Source organism: Acinetobacter sp. 797_lipA, from assembly GCF_058243025.1.
Map to the genome: position 1 here is coordinate 3262071 of NZ_JBZAYQ010000001.1, position 18860 is coordinate 3280930.

Sequence of the window (18860 nt, forward strand, 5' to 3'; positions counted from 1 at the left end):
TAGGCTTTTGCGGATGTCGACATGCCATCCGTAATTGAACGAAAACAATGAAATAACAATCGAATATCGAGATTGATCATGCAAACCCAAACTATCTATATTGCGACCTATATTCAAAAAGAGATACAGCTCCAACAATACTGTCCTTTGCAAAGTTCGATTGCATATTGTTTAAATCGGCTCAGAATGGCTCAAATTCATTTCTTAAACCTAGGTAACCTTATTGTCTGTCCCGAATACAATTGCGTATTGATCTTCCAAAATAAGTCTTTGATTCGTATTGATCCACTGGCAAGATCAGCACAAACTTAACTGATGATAATAAACTAGGTTTGCAGAATATTCTCGATCACGTAAACTTTAGATAATGAATCATGTTAGAGAAATATTATGGCTGTACAACGTTTTCATGTGTCAAATCGCTTTTCTGAAATTGCGATTGCTGGAAACCTCATCCATTTAGCAGGGCAATTGGCTTCTGACTTCGATTTAGACATTAAAGGGCAGACGCAACAAACATTGGACATGATCGACCAATTTCTTGCCGATGCAGGCACAGATAAAAGTCATATTTTATCGGTGACGATTTATTTAAAAGACATTGAAAATGACTATGCAGCGTTCAATGAAGTTTGGGATGCTTGGGTTGCAGACATTGATGCCTTACCCCGTACCTGTGTTGAAGCTAAACTTTATGATCCACGAGTATTGGTAGAGTTAACCGTTGTTGCAGTGAAACCTACATAAAAAATACACTCATCATAAAAACATGAGTTTTCATGTTTTTTATGATGGATGCTGAGATTCAGTTAGCCGATCAGACGTAATTTTCGAGTTTGTGCTGCATTATAGTAATCATATTTTTTGGTCGCATGCTTATCTTTAGTCAAACGCGATGAGGCATAGAGATCGCCATAAAAATCTTCACGTAACTGATGATAGTCAGGCACTTCTTCATAACGAATCACTTTATAGCCAGCCATATCGAGGATCGCATCCTGAAACTGTGCCTTTTGTGGACGTTTCAGTGAAAGCGGATCTTCTAAAGCAACCACTGCCAAAACTTGTTGTGCACTATCCACAATGACAAAATCAGCCACCAAATTGCGGTATTTATTTCGCGTACGCGAAAATTTTGTAGTCAGTAAGGCATCATAAGACACATGTGCCAGAACAGTATGATGCGGTAAAATTTCTTTCAAACGAGTATAAGTCAGTTGCTCATGCATACTAAAAATAGCACGTTGTCTTAATGCACTATCTTGCTGCTTGGTCTTAGGGATCAACGCTTTACTCGCTAAAATCATGACCAGTATCAACAACACGCTACCAATTACCATATAAGTTGTCATATTTTCATCCTTTTGATCTTTATTATAATTTTCGGTATCACAACCATTTTTATTCGATCAGTATAACCTACTGACCATTTATCCAAACCACGCAATAAAAAACTAAAGCTAAAATCAAACAAACGCTGATAAAACTAAACAATTTTTTGCAATGTCATTCGTTGTAACACGTTTTGTTTTAATCTGAATGAAATTTTGGCTCTTTAGCCTATCTACACTGTAATAGAGTGATTCATTCACGTGCAATATGATTCTTCGGATTGACCCAATTTTCCAGACGGATGGCAGAAAAGCCAATCTTTGAGCTATTTTTCTAACGCAATAAAAAAGATCGATCCTAAAAAAGGATGCCGTAGCATCCTTTTTTATATTCAATTGCCATTAAGCACGTGACTTAGACTTTGGTTTTGACTTTGAATGTCCAAATGGCTTCTTGGCGTCACCTGTTTCACGCGGCGGCAAACCTGTATGCTGCGTTAAAATCTGACCACGTTCAGGACGCTTCTTGGTATTTGATGGATGCGATTGATTTTTCGCTTGTTGGTTACGGCTATCACCATTACGTTTTTGCGAATCACCATCCACGGTTGAGTTTTTCTTCCGAGCAGACTGATACTGACCTTCTGTCCCTTGCGGTTGATAGGTTGGAATCAAATGCTGTTTCGAGTTACCAATCAAGTCTTGGCGGCCCATCTCTTTTAAAGCATCGCGGAGTAAAGGCCAGTTGTTTGGATCATGATAACGTAAGAAGGCTTTATGCAGACGACGACGCTTCTCACCTTTCACAATATCCACATCTTCAGTATAACGTGCCACTTTTGCTAGTGGGTTTTTACCTGTGTGATACATGGTGGTCGCTGTGGCCATTGGTGATGGATAAAAAGTTTGTACCTGATCGGCACGGAAACCATTTTTCTTCAGCCAAATCGCCAAATTCATCATGTCATATTCAGTCGTACCCGGATGCGCTGCAATAAAGTACGGAATCAGATACTGTTCTTTACCTGCTTCCTTACTGAAACGATCAAACATTTGCTTGAAACGATCATAGGTCCCGATGCCCGGTTTCATCATCTTAGACAATGGACCTTTTTCGGTATGTTCAGGCGCAATTTTTAAATAACCACCGACATGATGCTGCACCAATTCTTTAACATATTCAGGGTTTAACACCGCTAAGTCATAACGCAGACCCGAACCAATCAGAATCTTTTTGATGCCTTTAATGGCACGTGCTTTACGATATAGCTGCGTTAAAGGTGCATGATCAGTATGTAGGTTTTGACAAACACCCGGATAAACACACGATGGTTTACGACAGTTCTTTTCAATTTCAGGGTCTTTACAATGCAAACGATACATGTTTGCTGTAGGCCCACCCAAATCAGAAATGATGCCGGTAAAACCTGGTGCAGTATCGCGAATCTTTTCAACTTCACGTAAAATTGATTCTTCTGAACGGTTTTGAATGATGCGTCCTTCATGTTCTGTAATCGAACAGAAGGTACAACCCCCAAAACAGCCACGCATAATGTTGACAGAAAATTTGATCATATCAAATGCAGGGAAACGCGCATCAGCATAGACAGGATGCGGTAGACGTGCATAAGGTAAATCAAACACATAGTCCATTTCTTCCGTCGTTAACGGAATCGGTGGAGCATTTAACCAAACATCACGCTCGCCATGCTTTTGTACCAAAGCACGTGCATTTCCCGGATTGGTTTCAAGGTGCAAAATACGGTTGGCATGTGCATATAAAACGGGATCATCTGCCACTGCTTCAAATGCAGGCAAACGAATCACAGCCAGCTCACGCGGCGGTAATTTATGTTTAATTGCCTTTGAAGACGGCTGTAATTGCACAATTTGTGTATCAGGATCGAGTTTATCCCCTTCACGAACAATTTGATTCGTCACAATTTCTTTTTGGAAATTTTGGTATTGGGTTAAAGAATTGCCCTTATCTTTTTCAATTTCACAGCCATCTAAATCTTCAGTCATCACATAAGGATTGATGATCGGATCAACACGGCCAATGGCATCCACATCATTCGATGCGATTTCAACAAATTTAGCTTTAGATGGCCGGTTTAATTTATTCACGATAAATGCCGTGCCACGAACATCTGTAATTTCGTGAATCTTTTCGCCTTTGGCTAAGCGATGCATCACTTCAGTAATTGAACGCTCACCATTACCATACATCAAAAGATCGGCTTTTGAGTCCATCAACACTGAACGACGAACTTTGTCTGACCAATAGTCATAATGTGCAATACGACGTAAAGATGCTTCAATTCCACCTAACAATACAGGTACATCTGGAAATGCTTCGCGTACACGTTGGCAATATACGGTTGCTGCACGGTCTGGACGTTTATTGGGTAAATTATCTGGTGAATAGGCATCATCAGAACGAATTTTACGATCAGCCGTATAACGGTTGATCATCGAATCCATGTTCCCAGCAGTCACACCCCAAGCAATATTTGGCTTACCCAAAACTCGAAATGCTTCAACATTAGTCCAATCAGGTTGTGCAATAATCCCGACACGGAAACCTTGTGCTTCTAACGTACGGCCAATAATGCCCGAACAAAATGATGGATGGTCGATATACGCATCACCACAGACCAAAATAAAGTCACAACTATCCCAACCGAGTTGGTCCATTTCCTCGCGCGACATCGGCAAAAATGGCGCAGGTTCAAAACATGACGCCCAATATTTGTCGTAATCAAACAACGCTTTAGGCGCGGTCTGCATAGTATAAGCAGTAGACATGGCTAGCAATTCTCGGCTGGCAGATGAAAGATCTCAAATAAAGATCAAAGATGAAAGCCGATCATTTTACCATGAATTACATTCAGCTTGCTTGGTTAAAAAAGCATCATATACAGCACGTTATCATTTATTTTTTTATGCAAACGTAATTTCGAAGTTTTTATTTAAAAAGAAACAATTCGACAGTGAAGAGACAAAAGCTGCCCCTTCATTCCTTAAAGAATAAAGACCAAAGTCCAATCACTTGGGACAGCAAGCAATACATCGAGACCCAACAGATTCCGCTGAATAACGCAGCAAAGAATAAAAAAAGTAACATCAACTATAGCTATACCGATCTCTCAGAATATCCCTCACTTTATATAGTTTTTATTTAAGATATCATCATTTCCTTATAAGATTCTGATATTTAGATTAATGAAAAATGCTGCTAAAAATAAACACCATCTTTCATCATGTAAAAACTCAAATCAGTTCAGTTCTTTCATACCAACTTTATTATTTTTGAGCAGTCGATAAATCCATAATCAACTTTGTCGCTAAATATAAACGCGGCACAATACTTTCAACTAAAATATATTCAGCATTATTCGAATGTGCACCATCACCAGATAAGCCCATGCCTTCTAAAATCGCTGCTTTCGAATTTAAGCCAGCAAATGCGGCATCTGTACCACCACCTGTTGCTTCAGCTAAGATCTTCATTGGTAAGTTAAAATCATTTTTGTAAATAAGCTGTGCTTGTTCAGCCAATTTTTTTGCCTGTGGATTTGCCATTAAAGGTGGGCGACGCATTTCAAACTTTAACTTAACTTCACTATCAGCTAACTTTTTACGTTTAATCCTTTCCTGTAATACACGTTCCACTTGCTGAAAATCTTTAACTTGTAAGGCACGAACATCTGCTTGTGCAGTTGCAAGGTCTGGAATCACGTTACGCACTTTACCTGCACTCGCCACAGTCCAGTTTAATTTCAATCCTGTTTTAGGGTTCGATAAATCTTGTAACCGTAAGATTTGATGTGACAATTCTGTCAGTGCATTTATGCCTGCTTCAGGCTTAACACCTGCATGTGCAGATTTCCCGTGAACCTCTAAATATGCTGCACCAATCCCACTGGTGGCTAAACGTAAACTGCCGTCTTTGCCACCACCCTCAAATGACAAAACCACATCTTGATCTTGTGCAGTTTCAGTAATCAGTTTGCGTGAGCCTGGCGAACTGATCTCCTCATCGGAGTTAAGTAAGACTGTGATCGCACCATAATCTTGATAATTCAACTTTTTCAAAAGATCAAGCATATGAATAATCGCAGCAACTCCCTGTTTATCATCTAAAATTCCAAGACCAAAAACTTTATCTCCTTCCATTTTAAAAGGTTGGTCTTTCAACATTCCAGTTAAATACACCGTATCCATATGAGCAATTAGCATAATTTTACTGCTGCCTTTACCCTTTAAAACAGCTTTTACCATTGGACCAGTCTGTTGGGGCGTATCATCCATACGATATATATCTTTAGCTTCTACAATACTGACCTCAGCACCTGTCGTTTTTAATTGTTCGGCGACATATTTAGCGATCTTATTCACGCCGACAAGATCTTTACTCCCCGACTCAATATTGACTAAAGCCTCTAGAGTATTTAAATAATTCTTTTTTTCTGACTCAACCAGATGTTTGACCTGATCATTAGATACAGCATGTACTTGCCCAAAAGCCAAACAGCTCAACAACGCACATGAGATTAAAGGAAGTTTTTTCAGTTGATATTGAATTTTATTAGACATACTCATTATTCCATTTAAAGATATTGCTAACAAACTATGAGCATTTGATCGACTATCCAATTTTTTAAAAATTTTAAAACAAAAATGTTGGGTAGATTAAATGTCATGATCGATAAATAAGTAAATCAGTATGTAGAAACCTGTCCTAAAACTCAATTAGACGATTGATTCGTTCATTTTTTATTATTTCACACATAAAAAAATCCCCCTATCTCATTTGAGTTAGGGGGATTTAGAATTAATGAGCTGGCGATGACTTACTCTCACATGGATAACTCCACACTACCATCAGCGCTAAGAGGTTTCACTTCTGAGTTCGGGAAGGGATCAGGTGGTTCACTCTTGCTATTGTCGCCAGCACAACTGTTTATGACTATTCGTTGGGTCTAACCTCAGAGCAGTGCTCTTCGTGCCTAACTTTCATCAAATGAGTTATTAACAGGTATATTTGAGTTGGATATTTTATCTAGCTTTATAACTAAATCAAGTTGTTTGCAGTGATTTGAACCACAACACCAACTGTTTGGGTGTTGTATAGTCAAGCCTCACGAGCAATTAGTATTGGTCAGCTTCACATATCACTATGCTTCCACATCCAACCTATCAACGTCGTAGTCTTCAACGGCTCTTTAGAGGACATAAAGTCCTAGGGAAATCTTATCTTGAGGTAGGCTTCCCGCTTAGATGCTTTCAGCGGTTATCCCTTCCGAACATAGCTACCCGGCGATGCGACTGGCGTCACAACCGGTACACCAGAGGTTCGTCCACTCTGGTCCTCTCGTACTAGGAGCAGATCCTCTCAAATTTCCAACGCCCACGGTAGATAGGGACCGAACTGTCTCACGACGTTCTAAACCCAGCTCGCGTACCTCTTTAAATGGCGAACAGCCATACCCTTGGGACCTGCTTCAGCCCCAGGATGAGATGAGCCGACATCGAGGTGCCAAACACCGCCGTCGATATGAACTCTTGGGCGGTATCAGCCTGTTATCCCCAGAGTACCTTTTATCCGTTGAGCGATGGCCCTTCCATACAGAACCACCGGATCACTAAGACCTACTTTCGTACCTGCTCGACTTGTGGGTCTCGCAGTTAAGCGCGCTTTTGCCTTTATACTCTACGCGTGATTTCCGACCACGCTGAGCGCACCTTCGTACTCCTCCGTTACTCTTTAGGAGGAGACCGCCCCAGTCAAACTACCCACCAGACATGGTCCTCGTCCCGGATAACGGGACAGAGTTAGAACCTCAATATTACCAGGGTGGTATTTCAAGATTGGCTCCACCGAAACTAGCGTCTCGGTTTCAAAGCCTCCCACCTATCCTACACAAGTAAGATCAAAGTTCAATGTCAAGCTGCAGTAAAGGTTCACGGGGTCTTTCCGTCTAGCCGCGGGTACACCGCATCTTCACGGCGAATTCGATTTCACTGAGTCTCTGCTGGAGACAGCGCCCCCATCATTATGCCATTCGTGCAGGTCGGAACTTACCCGACAAGGAATTTCGCTACCTTAGGACCGTTATAGTTACGGCCGCCGTTTACTGGGGCTTCGATCAAGAGCTTCGCTTACGCTAACCCCATCAATTAACCTTCCAGCACCGGGCAGGCATCACACCCTATACGTCCACTTTCGTGTTTGCAGAGTGCTATGTTTTTAATAAACAGTTGCAGGGGCCTGGTTTCTGTGGCTGCCAATAGCTCAAGGAGTAAATCCTATCACCGTCGGCAGCGTACCTTCTCCCGAAGTTACGGTACCATTTTGCCTAGTTCCTTCAGCAGAGTTCTCTCAAGCGCTTTGGTCTACTCGACCTGACCACCTGTGTCGGTTTCGGGTACGATTCCTATGTAACTGAAGCTTAGAGACTTTTCCTGGAAGCATGGTATCAGCCACTTCACTGTACAAGTACAGCTTGCTATCAGTTCTCAGCATAGAGTACCCCGGATTTGCCTAAGATACATGCCTACAACCTTCCACCTGGACAACCAACGCCAGGCTGACTTAACCTTCTCCGTCCTCTCATCGCATTACATAGAAGTATTGGAATATTAACCAATTTCCCATCGACTACGCCTCTCGGCCTCGCCTTAGGGGTCGACTCACCCAGCCCCGATTAACGTTGGACTGGAACCCTTGGTCTTTCAGCGTGCGAGTTTTTCACTCGCATTGTCGTTACTCACGTCAGCATTCGCACTTCTGATACCTCCAGCATACTTCTCAATACACCTTCATCGGCTTACAGAACGCTCCCCTACCACTTGCAATAAATTGCAAATCCGCAGCTTCGGCATATAGTTTTAGCCCCGTTACATCTTCCGCGCAGGCCGACTCGACTAGTGAGCTATTACGCTTTCTTTAAAGGGTGGCTGCTTCTAAGCCAACCTCCTAGCTGTCTATGCCTTCCCACATCGTTTCCCACTTAACTATAATTTTGGGGCCTTAGCTGGCGGTCTGGATTGTTTTCCTCTTGACTACGGACGTTAGCACCCGCAGTCTGTCTCCCGGATAGTACTCATTGGTATTCGGAGTTTGCATCGGTTTGGTAAGTCGGGATGACCCCCTAGCCGAAACAGTGCTCTACCCCCAATGGTATTCGTCCGAGGCGCTACCTAAATAGCTTTCGGGGAGAACCAGCTATCACCGAGTTTGATTAGCCTTTCACCCCTATCCACAAGTCATCCCCTGGCTTTTCAACGACAGTGGGTTCGGTCCTCCAGTTAGTGTTACCCAACCTTCAACCTGCTCATGGATAGATCACCCGGTTTCGGGTCTACACCCAGCAACTAAACGCCCTATTAAGACTCGATTTCTCTACGGCTCCCCTATGCGGTTAACCTCGCTACTGAATGTAAGTCGCTGACCCATTATACAAAAGGTACGCAGTCACCGAACAAGTCGGCTCCCACTGCTTGTATGCATGCGGTTTCAGGATCTATTTCACTCCCCTCACAGGGGTTCTTTTCGCCTTTCCCTCACGGTACTGGTTCACTATCGGTCAGTCAGGAGTATTTAGCCTTGGAGGATGGTCCCCCCATATTCAGACAAGGTTTCACGTGCCCCGCCCTACTCGACATCATCATATAAGCCCTTTCGTGTACAGGACTATCACCCACTATGGTTGCACTTCCCAGAGCATTCCACTAGAACTTATATGACTTAATGGGCTTTTCCCCGTTCGCTCGCCGCTACTGAGGGAATCTCAATTGATTTCTTTTCCTAAGGGTACTGAGATGTTTCACTTCCCCTCGTTCGCCTCGTATGACTATGTATTCATCATACGATACCTGCCTTATGACAGGTGGGTTTCCCCATTCAGAAATCTCCGGATCACAGGATATTTGCCGCCTCCCCGGAGCTTATCGCAGGCTATTACGTCTTTCATCGCCTCTGACTGCCAAGGCATCCACCACATGCACTTAATTACTTGACTATACAACCCCAAACAGTCGTTAATCCCTACAAGTAGGATTAAGACAGTCTATGATGATTTCTCATCACTTCCTTACAGTTTGTTGTTCTGTGTACTTAAACACTGTACAGCTTCAATTCAATTCACATACCAAAACGCTTGATTCAGTTAATTTCGCTAGTAACTCATTTCTTCAATCTTCATCAATCAGTAATAAATCACTGTTAATGTCGATCTTAAAAACGAGTATGAACAAATTATTTCAACTCAAATATATTCTGTTAATGATTTTTCCAGCCTTCGTCAGGTCAGGAAACTGTGATAAATCACAGAAGTTAATAAGCTTCAACTTACTAAATTCTATAATCCAACCTATCTGCGCGAAGCATAGCTTCTTGCTTAAATTTCAAGGAAAAGCCTTAAAGCAGTGCTTTAAGTTTTCTTGTCTTGAAATTTGGTGGAGACTAGGAGAGTCGAACTCCTGACCTCCTGCGTGCAAAGCAGGCGCTCTACCAACTAAGCTAAGTCCCCAGCTTATCAATAAGTCAATGTTTCTGTTTCTGTATTCAGCATTTAACAATGCTTGTTAGTCAGATTTGGTGGGTCTGACAAGACTTGAACTTGTGACCCCACGCTTATCAAGCGTGTGCTCTAACCAACTGAGCTACAGACCCTCAGATACATCGTCATGAAGAACAACTTGTTGTGGATTCTTACCAATCGTCAATCTTTCGTTAAGGAGGTGATCCAGCCGCAGGTTCCCCTACGGCTACCTTGTTACGACTTCACCCCAGTCATCGGCCACACCGTGGTAAGCGTCCTCCTTGCGGTTAGACTACCTACTTCTGGTGCAACAAATTCCCATGGTGTGACGGGCGGTGTGTACAAGGCCCGGGAACGTATTCACCGCGGCATTCTGATCCGCGATTACTAGCGATTCCGACTTCATGGAGTCGAGTTGCAGACTCCAATCCGGACTACGATCGGCTTTTTGAGATTAGCATCCTATCGCTAGGTAGCAACCCTTTGTACCGACCATTGTAGCACGTGTGTAGCCCTGGTCGTAAGGGCCATGATGACTTGACGTCGTCCCCGCCTTCCTCCAGTTTGTCACTGGCAGTATCCTTAAAGTTCCCGGCTTAACCCGCTGGCAAATAAGGAAAAGGGTTGCGCTCGTTGCGGGACTTAACCCAACATCTCACGACACGAGCTGACGACAGCCATGCAGCACCTGTATGTAAGTTCCCGAAGGCACCAATCCATCTCTGGAAAGTTCTTACTATGTCAAGACCAGGTAAGGTTCTTCGCGTTGCATCGAATTAAACCACATGCTCCACCGCTTGTGCGGGCCCCCGTCAATTCATTTGAGTTTTAGTCTTGCGACCGTACTCCCCAGGCGGTCTACTTATCGCGTTAGCTGCGCCACTAAAGCCTCAAAGGCCCCAACGGCTAGTAGACATCGTTTACGGCATGGACTACCAGGGTATCTAATCCTGTTTGCTCCCCATGCTTTCGTACCTCAGCGTCAGTATTAGGCCAGATGGCTGCCTTCGCCATCGGTATTCCTCCAGATCTCTACGCATTTCACCGCTACACCTGGAATTCTACCATCCTCTCCCATACTCTAGCTTCCCAGTATCGAATGCAATTCCTAAGTTAAGCTCAGGGATTTCACATCCGACTTAAAAAGCCGCCTACGCACGCTTTACGCCCAGTAAATCCGATTAACGCTCGCACCCTCTGTATTACCGCGGCTGCTGGCACAGAGTTAGCCGGTGCTTATTCTGCGAGTAACGTCCACTATCCTAGAGTATTAATCTAAGTAGCCTCCTCCTCGCTTAAAGTGCTTTACAACCAAAAGGCCTTCTTCACACACGCGGCATGGCTGGATCAGGCTTTCGCCCATTGTCCAATATTCCCCACTGCTGCCTCCCGTAGGAGTCTGGGCCGTGTCTCAGTCCCAGTGTGGCGGATCATCCTCTCAGACCCGCTACAGATCGTCGCCTTGGTAGGCCTTTACCCCACCAACTAGCTAATCTGACTTAGGCTCATCTATTAGCGCAAGGTCCGAAGATCCCCTGCTTTCCCCCGTAGGGCGTATGCGGTATTAGCATTCCTTTCGGAATGTTGTCCCCCACTAATAGGCAGATTCCTAAGCATTACTCACCCGTCCGCCGCTAGGTAATGTAGCAAGCTACATCACCCCGCTCGACTTGCATGTGTTAAGCCTGCCGCCAGCGTTCAATCTGAGCCATGATCAAACTCTTCAGTTAAAAATCATTAGTAGCTTATGGCTACAAATCTTGGCTCATCAATTTTCTGACAAATATTTCTCAAATAAACTTCGAGTAATTTTTACCATCAATCAATGAAATATTTTCGATCGATCAATCAGTAAAAATCCACACAAGTTGTTCTTCATAATCTCTTAATGATCTTCTTGCTGATTCGTCATCAGCAAGCTAGGTCGGCTATACTACTCTCTTTCCAGAGAAAGTCAACTGGTTTTGTTAATTATTTTTAAACTTATTCAAGACTTCCAGATTCTACCGCTTGGGCTAAATCCTTGTTTCTCAACAAGTTTTAATCAATATCACCACCGATGGATGTGCATTCTACAGTATTTCTAACCCCTTGCAACACCTTTTCTCAATAAATATTTCTGCATGTTTATTTTTCAAACTCATAAAAATATAAGTTACTGTTATTTATGAAAAATATTTTTAATAAATTTATCTACTTCCTAGCTAGCGCCTTAAACCGCCCATCACATTCGCACAAATTAAACTCAATACATTGTTTTAATTAATTTAAATAAAAATATATCGAAATAATATTTAAATATTTTATTTAAATCGCTTTTTCTTTCTACTTTTTATGGTGAATATCCGCTCACAATGCTGTTTTCTCACTCAATTTCTACCTTAAAACCAAAACAGCCATTCTATTTCTAGAATGGCTGTTTCCGATCATCTCAACATGTTTAGAACTTCATACTGATACGCGCCCAATAATTACGTCCAATATTATTGAATTGTTCGGTTGCAGCATAATCAAAACCTGAACTTCCAAGTTTATTCAAATGCTCGGCATAGTTTTTATTCAGCACATTATCTATTCCGACTGAAAGGTCTAGATCTTTTTGGATATTATAAGTCCCATTTAAAGACAAAGTTCCAAAACCTTTACTGTCTTCTAAATCGTATCCAATGATATTGCCTTCTCGATAGCTGGTACGATCTTGTGCTGCCACCACACGCCATAACAAACCGAGATTATATTTCTCTTGCACATAGCGTAGATTGAAACGCCCTTCTAATGGTGCAATTTGCGGTAAAGCGGTGTGATCCGTTATATTTTCACCCCACGCATACATGGCACTGATGTCCGCTTGAATTTGATCCGTCAACTGGTAAGCCACACCTGCTTCAGCACCTGCAATGGTTGCATCGACATTTCGGCTTTTGGCTTCCAACCGCCCCATTGAACCTGTCGGAGTATATGCCACCAATATATAGTCTTGAATCAAACCTGCATAAACTGAAGCCCATGATTTAAATGCACCCTGTTCATATTGATAACCTGCATCAAACTGCGCGGTTTTTTCATTCTCTAAATCAGCAAAGGTCGTACCTGTACTTTGATGGTATTTGGTACTAAACAATTCCCAATAATCAGGCACACGCTCTACATAACCCAAACCTGCGTAAGTTTTAACATGTTCCGCAAGTTCACTTTCAATTCGAACAAAACCACTTGGCAGGGTTTCTTTACGTTCTGTATCAGTGGCTAAGTTATCGATCTTCGCTTGATCGACGCGTGCACCTGTCACCAGTTTATGCTGATCATTGAATGCATAACTCAGCTCACCGAAAGCCCCATAAGACTCAAATTCCATATTGGTTTTAAAGGGAGAATTCATACTCGGCATAGCATACATAATCATATTGCCGCCATGTTTATTGCTCTGCGAGTCTATTCCTGTCATCAGGCTGACTTTGTCCCATTCAGAAGTCATTGCAGCGCGTGCATTCAAAGTACGGCGCGTTACTTCCATTTCCATCTTATTCGGCACAGTCATCTGCATACCATGCATCGTCATGGTCGTTGTCGGTGGCGTTCTTAAACGAAAATTATCCATGACATGATCGTTATAGCTATAGTCCACTTGCGCTTCGACTTTCTTGATCACCTCACTAATGTTTTTCTTTTCAACATGTAAACCTAGACTTTCACGAGCAAACTTAGAACCATCCATGCTACGTCCAGCATAAACAGCCTCACCATCACTCTTCCCACCTTTCAGCTCTACCCATGTGTCCTCATTTGGAGTCCAGCCCAGCGCGAGATCTGCATTCCACTTTTCCCAATCGGACGGAACCGTGTGACCAGCTCCATCTTGATAACTATCTGCAATCGAACGATTGGCATTTAAACGTGCATATTTCGTTTCATCACCAACAGCGGCTTCAACATTCTGATCCAAACGACCGTAAGAACCAAGCATGACACTGGCTTGCCCACGATAAGGTTTCGCCGAAGTGAGCTGCTCCGGCTCACGTTCAAAAATAACGGTTGCGGCTGAACCAGTATGCGCATACTGAACAGTTTGTGGCCCTTTTACGACTGTGATTTTGTCGTAGCTTTCAGGAGAAACATAAGAAGCAGGATTATCCATACGGCTTGGGCATGCGCCTAAATTTTCCGTACCATCTGTGAGGATTTTAATACGTGAGCCAAACATACCACGGAAGGTGACATCACCATTCGCCCCGCCATTTTTGATTTGGTTAAAACCCACAATACTTTGTAGGTAGGCTGCACCATCAACCGCAGGAATTGGCTGAGTGGGTTGTTTAGGGTCAGCATGTACAATCAGACCATGGGCATCATTGCCCTGCTGAGCCGTCACCACGATAGGTGCTAAAATGTGTGCACTGTCTGCTTCAGCGGCAAATACGACGCTTGAAAAACAAGCAAGGGAAATCGCAGCCGCAAGAGGCTGTAAAAAGAATGTAGGCTGAGCCATTTTTATTCTCACTGAATCTATAAATACAACTAGGCTAGAGTCCGTTAAGACCCGAAAAATATATGTCTAGGTTTATACAAACAGTGGCGGTGCTCGCCCTTGAGGTAGTAAAAAGAGTTGTTGCAGTGCAAACCAAACATGCGCAAAGGCTTTTTGGAATGCAATTAAACGGACTTGAATACGGTCAAGTACCGCTTTTAACTCTAAATCAGGCGGCAGCACGAGATTGCCATATACCGTACAGTATTGGCATTGATGACTTGCATCATGATGATTGTGTTCGGCATGTTGTGAACTGAGTTCATGCTGATGTGTTGAATGCTTTTCAGCATGAGAACTGAGATGTTCAACTGGTTTGAGTAAAAGCGCACGCGAAATGGTTTCACAGACCGGCGCAATTTGATATTGCGTCGGTAGTAAAGGCTGTAAAAAAACAGCAATCTGTAAAAACACAGCTACACAAGACAGTAGCAACGCAGCTCTAAAAAACAATCCATTCCATCCGAATTGAGAACGCGGCCAGTATAACAAAGCCCAATTGAAATTGGGCTCACTTTAAAGATGATTTTTAAGCAAAAAAACTTAACCGCGTTTCACAGCTACTTTGTCTTTTTGGCGCTGACGAGTCAATTTTTCTACTTTTTCACGTGCGCGTTGACGCTTCAGTGGTGACAAATAGTCGACGAACAATTTGCCATTTAAGTGATCCATTTCATGTTGAATGCAAACAGCGAGAAGTTCGTCAGCTTCGATCTCAAATGCTTGACCTTCAAGGTTAATTGCTTCGATCTTTACGCGTGACGGGCGCTCAACTTTGTCGTATATTTGGGGAACTGATAGGCAGCCTTCTTCATAGGGCTGCGTTTCTTCAGTCAATGGGGTAACTTTGGGGTTAATGAATACCAAAGGTTGATCTTTATGTTCAGATAAGTCCATGACAATCAACTGAATATGACGATCAACTTGTGTCGCGGCAAGTCCAATGCCTGGCGCTTCATACATGGTTTCAAACATATCTGCAGCCAGCTGACGAATTTCATCAGTAACTTCTTCGACGGGTTCTGCAATGGTACGAAGACGGGGATCAGGAAAACTTAAAATAGGTAATAAGGCCATACTGCGTCCTCAATTATGCCATTGATCAAAAAACCAAATGAAGGGAATGCTTGATCAAAAAAATGTGTGTAATATCGTTATTATAACGCAACTACATACATAATTTTAGGAATTATGATAATGAAAAAGGTTTTTATGGGCATGCCATCTTTTAGTGCCTTGGGGTTTAAGCAACACATGTTAGCACTTGCGGTTTGCGTAAGTGTTGGCGCAGGCGTCATTTCAACAGCTCAAGCGGCGCCTACACGAAATTACAATCCACCTGCTTTAAAAGCCAATGCACCGAATGTTTATGTGGTGAAAAAAGGCGATACCCTGTGGGATATTTCTAAACGTTTCCTAAACAATCCTGTGCGTTGGCCTGAAATTTGGGCCAGCAATAGACACGTCAAAAATCCGCATTGGATTTTCCCAGGTGACCGTTTACTGATGTGTACTCATGAAGGCCGTCCAATTATTGGTAAAGATGAAGGTGATGGCTGTGAAGGGATTATTCGTCGTTATACAGGCGGCACTAAACTTAAACCTCAAGCACGCGTTGAGTCTTTAAACAATGCCATTCCTGTCATTCCACTGGAATACATTAAAAACTGGCTTGAACACAGTACCATTCTTTCCGAGGAATCTTTGGAAGGTACACCTTATATTGTTGGTGCTGCCGATGAGCGTGTGATTGCAGGTAAAGGTCAAACCGTTTATGCACGTGGCCAAGGCATTGAAGTCGGTCAACGCTACGCGATTTACCGTGAAGGCGAACCGTACATTGTGACGGATGCAGAGGGTAAAAAACAAAATCTAGGTCTAGAATTGACTCAGGTTGGCTCAGCCATTGCCATTCGTGGTGAAAATGACATGTCCACTTTAGAAATCACAGATTCGTATAATTCTGAAGTACGTCGTGGTTATCGCGTACTGCCTGAATACGACGCCATGCTTCCAACCTTGTTCTACCCAACACATGCACAAGATGTGACTGGGGGTGGACAAGTGATTCGTGTTCAAGGTTCGATTGGTCTAGCTGCGAAGCATTCAGTTGTAACCATTGATCGTGGCACAGTGGATGGCGTTCAATCGGGTTATGTGTTCTCGGTTAGTCAAAAGGGTCAAGAAATTCGTGATCCGAAAACCAATGAAAAACTGACCCTTCCAACGGAGCGTATCGGCAACATCATGGTATTTAAAACCTTTGACCGTGTCAGCTATGCTTATGTGCTCGACAGCGAACTACCAATGAACTTGGGCGCGAAACTTTCTCCCTCTGTCGTGGATGAATAATCCGTTGCTTTAAGGTGTATATATGCTGAACTCTTTATCACATGAACAGATTGCAACAATCACCCTGTGGTATTTAGTTCAGCATTCTTTATCGAGCTTTCAAAAACTACAGCAGCATTTTGGCACAAGCACAAAAGCTGTTGCTGCCTCCAATCTTCGGATCTGGCCAAATCTCGGCTTACACAAAAGCCATCTACAACGTGTCGCAGAAATCCAAACACCTGCTGGACAAACCAAATTACAAACTTTATTGCATGACGTCCAATCCAGTTGTGATTTTATTTTGCTTGATAGTGAAAGTCATTATCCCTCGCAGCTGCTGCCCTATGCTGACCGACCACCGATTTTATTTGGTCAGGGCAATCCACAAAGTTTACTCCAACCTCAAGTTGCTATCGTCGGTAGTCGAAAACCCAGTCCGCACGGCAAACAAGTGGCTTATGACTTTGCTTATTACCTCGCCGAAAAAGGCTTTTATATTTGCAGTGGTTTAGCTGAAGGCATTGATGCAGCGGCACATCAGGGCGGCTTAAAACATCAACGCACTATTGCGGTGATGGGCACGGGCTTAGATCTCACTTACCCCTCCCAACATCAAACACTGCGTACGCAAATATTAGAAAATAATGGCTGTATCATTACTGAATTTTTACCACATACACCGCCTTTACAGCATAATTTTCCACGGCGCAACCGCATCGTCAGTGCATTGAGTTTAGGGGTTGTGGTTGCAGAAGCCGCACTCAAAAGTGGCTCTCTTGGTACAGCCAAATCTGCTGCTGAACAAGGGAAAACCATTTTTGCGATTCCCGGTCATATTTACAGTGAACACCATCAAGGTTGTCATCAACTAATCCGAGAAGGGGCGATTTTAGTCGATCATCCTGAACAAATCATTGAAGACTTGGCACTCCCCACTCAATGGCATAGCCAATCCCAGTCACAAGAAACCACCCCAAGCGCTAGTATTGAGATCCCATCTAATTTACTCGAACTTTATAATCAACTGGATTGGGTGGGACAAAATATGGATCAACTTAATTTCAAACTTAACACCGATATTGCCACACTCACTAGCCAGTTAATGGAACTGGAAATTTTGGGGCTTGCACAACAACAGGCTGGCAATTATCTGCGTTGCCGTTCCAGCCAATAAGGTTCACAATAACCCTTTATAAATCAATAAAAGGTACAAAGTGTAATGATTACCACCTCTGTGACTGAAGCGGCGCAATGTTTAAAACAAGGTCAAGTTTTAGCATATCCAACAGAAGCAGTATGGGGTTTAGGCTGTGATCCGTATAACGAACAGGCTTTTCTAGATATTTTGCAGATTAAGCAACGCCCGATTGAAAAAGGGGTAATATTACTGGCTGGGCAAATTGCTCAAGTTGAACCGCTTTTAGAACATTTAGATCCCCACATCCGTCAACAAGTGATCGACAGCTGGAGCGATCGCAGTCCATCAGAACGCGCAACCACGTGGTTGTTACCTGCAAATGAACATATTCCAACATGGATTAAAGGCAATCACCCTAAAGTTGCTGTACGGGTAACCACACATCCGATTTGTGTGGCGCTTTGCAATGCCTTTCAAGGCTTCATAGTCTCAACCAGTGCCAACCCTGCTGGATTATCACCTGCCCGCTCATTACAAGATGCCAACCAATACTTTGCGCAACAAGTGAATTATCTAAATGGTGACCTAGGCTTGAGCCAAGAACCGAGTCGCATACTCGATGCCGAAACTGGAGCAGTGGTTCGTGCCTAAAAGCGTGCTATTTCTCAGGATTTTTACTGAAAAATAGAAAAAAAAAAGCTCAGCCATATAGGGATGGCTGAGCATGAAAAAGGATGTGTAATCACATCCAGAGGGTCTGAAAACTGATGAGCAAACACTTAATGTCCGTTTTGACATTCGCCTAAGTTTGCAGTGGACGTATTATGTAACAAATTACTTTTCTAAACAAATAGATTTTTTATATTAAAAACAGCGTTAAAACGCTGATTAATTGAGATAATTAAATTATAATTCAAATTATCTACCTATTTTTAATCAGCTTTTACATACATTAAATACATTAATCATCTAAAATAGCATTA

12 protein-coding genes, 2 tRNA genes and 3 rRNA genes are annotated in these 18860 nt (G+C 42.9%); 6 read left to right on the forward strand and 11 right to left on the reverse strand.

Features of this window, described 5'->3' with window-relative positions; all coding sequences use genetic code 11:
* Positions 1-78: 78 nt before the first annotated feature.
* Together AC4CU2_RS16105 and AC4CU2_RS16110 are read left to right on the forward strand one after the other, a co-directional pair.
* The gene (locus tag AC4CU2_RS16105) at positions 79-312 is read left to right on the forward strand and encodes a hypothetical protein (protein WP_114836650.1); all 234 of its coding nucleotides are present in this window, start codon (positions 79-81) and stop codon (positions 310-312) included.
* A gap of 78 nt (positions 313-390) precedes the next feature.
* Complete coding sequence (locus AC4CU2_RS16110; protein ID WP_114836651.1) at positions 391-747, forward strand: RidA family protein; 357 nt, start codon at positions 391-393, stop codon at positions 745-747.
* A 62-nt stretch (positions 748-809) separates the two neighbouring features.
* On the opposite strand, the gene AC4CU2_RS16115 is transcribed toward AC4CU2_RS16110, so the two are convergent.
* Both AC4CU2_RS16115 and AC4CU2_RS16120 read right to left on the reverse strand, forming a co-directional pair.
* Entirely contained in the window at positions 810-1352 is a 543-nt protein-coding gene (locus AC4CU2_RS16115) for a DUF2726 domain-containing protein (protein ID WP_005401019.1), read from the reverse strand.
* Between the two features lie 381 nt (positions 1353-1733).
* Positions 1734-4139, reverse strand: coding sequence for a YgiQ family radical SAM protein (locus AC4CU2_RS16120; RefSeq protein ID WP_490769104.1), 2406 nt, complete (start codon positions 4137-4139; stop codon positions 1734-1736).
* On the opposite strand from AC4CU2_RS16120, the gene AC4CU2_RS16125 reads away from it, so the two are divergent.
* Positions 4138-4365, forward strand: coding sequence for a hypothetical protein (locus tag AC4CU2_RS16125; protein WP_227518530.1), 228 nt, complete (start codon positions 4138-4140; stop codon positions 4363-4365). The genes AC4CU2_RS16120 and AC4CU2_RS16125 overlap by 2 nt on opposite strands.
* A 272-nt stretch (positions 4366-4637) precedes the next feature.
* On the opposite strand, the gene AC4CU2_RS16130 is transcribed toward AC4CU2_RS16125, so the two are convergent.
* The 9 genes from AC4CU2_RS16130 to def form a co-directional block, all read right to left on the reverse strand.
* Entirely contained in the window at positions 4638-5930 is a 1293-nt protein-coding gene (locus AC4CU2_RS16130) for a glutamate carboxypeptidase (RefSeq protein ID WP_490769105.1), read from the reverse strand.
* A 244-nt stretch (positions 5931-6174) separates the two neighbouring features.
* A 5S ribosomal RNA gene (gene rrf, locus AC4CU2_RS16135) occupies positions 6175-6289 on the reverse strand.
* Positions 6290-6464: 175 nt separating this feature from the next.
* Positions 6465-9358, reverse strand: a 23S ribosomal RNA gene (locus tag AC4CU2_RS16140).
* Positions 9359-9792: 434 nt separating this feature from the next.
* A tRNA-Ala gene (locus tag AC4CU2_RS16145) sits at positions 9793-9868 on the reverse strand.
* A gap of 66 nt (positions 9869-9934) precedes the next feature.
* A tRNA-Ile gene (locus tag AC4CU2_RS16150) sits at positions 9935-10011 on the reverse strand.
* A gap of 61 nt (positions 10012-10072) precedes the next feature.
* A 16S ribosomal RNA gene (locus AC4CU2_RS16155) occupies positions 10073-11610 on the reverse strand.
* The 16S, 23S and 5S rRNA genes sit together here with 2 tRNA genes alongside, the layout of an rRNA operon.
* A gap of 710 nt (positions 11611-12320) precedes the next feature.
* Positions 12321-14366, reverse strand: coding sequence for a TonB-dependent copper receptor (locus tag AC4CU2_RS16160; RefSeq protein WP_490769106.1), 2046 nt, complete (start codon positions 14364-14366; stop codon positions 12321-12323).
* Positions 14367-14438: 72 nt separating this feature from the next.
* A complete protein-coding gene (locus AC4CU2_RS16165; RefSeq protein ID WP_004684453.1) occupies positions 14439-14858 on the reverse strand; it encodes a DUF2946 family protein in 420 nt (139 codons plus the stop codon).
* A 90-nt stretch (positions 14859-14948) separates the two neighbouring features.
* Entirely contained in the window at positions 14949-15482 is a 534-nt protein-coding gene (gene def, locus AC4CU2_RS16170) for a peptide deformylase (RefSeq protein ID WP_004684452.1), read from the reverse strand.
* A gap of 120 nt (positions 15483-15602) precedes the next feature.
* Between def and AC4CU2_RS16175 the strand changes: the two genes are divergently transcribed.
* The 3 genes from AC4CU2_RS16175 to tsaC are packed head-to-tail and all read left to right on the forward strand — an operon-like array spanning position 15603 to position 18528.
* The gene (locus tag AC4CU2_RS16175; protein WP_490769107.1) at positions 15603-16757 is read left to right on the forward strand and encodes a LysM peptidoglycan-binding domain-containing protein; all 1155 of its coding nucleotides are present in this window, start codon (positions 15603-15605) and stop codon (positions 16755-16757) included.
* A gap of 22 nt (positions 16758-16779) precedes the next feature.
* A complete protein-coding gene (gene dprA, locus AC4CU2_RS16180) occupies positions 16780-17913 on the forward strand; it encodes a DNA-processing protein DprA (RefSeq protein WP_490769108.1) in 1134 nt (377 codons plus the stop codon).
* Between the two features lie 45 nt (positions 17914-17958).
* Complete coding sequence (gene tsaC / locus AC4CU2_RS16185) at positions 17959-18528, forward strand: L-threonylcarbamoyladenylate synthase type 1 TsaC (protein WP_004684448.1); 570 nt, start codon at positions 17959-17961, stop codon at positions 18526-18528.
* Positions 18529-18860 lie beyond the last annotated feature (332 nt).

What these genes read in the sequence shown, in the direction of transcription:
- AC4CU2_RS16105 (WP_114836650.1), top strand. Translation starts at nt 79, where the DNA reads ATGCAAACCCAAACTATCTATATTGCGACCTATATTCAAAAAGAGATA.
- AC4CU2_RS16110 (WP_114836651.1), top strand. Translation starts at nt 391, where the DNA reads ATGGCTGTACAACGTTTTCATGTGTCAAATCGCTTTTCTGAAATTGCG.
- AC4CU2_RS16115 (WP_005401019.1), bottom strand. Translation starts at nt 1,352, where the DNA reads ATGACAACTTATATGGTAATTGGTAGCGTGTTGTTGATACTGGTCATG.
- AC4CU2_RS16125 (WP_227518530.1), top strand. Translation starts at nt 4,138, where the DNA reads ATGGCTAGCAATTCTCGGCTGGCAGATGAAAGATCTCAAATAAAGATC.
- AC4CU2_RS16120 (WP_490769104.1), bottom strand. Translation starts at nt 4,139, where the DNA reads ATGTCTACTGCTTATACTATGCAGACCGCGCCTAAAGCGTTGTTTGAT.
- AC4CU2_RS16130 (WP_490769105.1), bottom strand. Translation starts at nt 5,930, where the DNA reads ATGTCTAATAAAATTCAATATCAACTGAAAAAACTTCCTTTAATCTCA.
- AC4CU2_RS16160 (WP_490769106.1), bottom strand. Translation starts at nt 14,366, where the DNA reads ATGGCTCAGCCTACATTCTTTTTACAGCCTCTTGCGGCTGCGATTTCC.
- def (WP_004684452.1), bottom strand. Translation starts at nt 15,482, where the DNA reads ATGGCCTTATTACCTATTTTAAGTTTTCCTGATCCCCGTCTTCGTACC.
- AC4CU2_RS16175 (WP_490769107.1), top strand. Translation starts at nt 15,603, where the DNA reads ATGAAAAAGGTTTTTATGGGCATGCCATCTTTTAGTGCCTTGGGGTTT.
- dprA (WP_490769108.1), top strand. Translation starts at nt 16,780, where the DNA reads ATGCTGAACTCTTTATCACATGAACAGATTGCAACAATCACCCTGTGG.
- tsaC (WP_004684448.1), top strand. Translation starts at nt 17,959, where the DNA reads ATGATTACCACCTCTGTGACTGAAGCGGCGCAATGTTTAAAACAAGGT.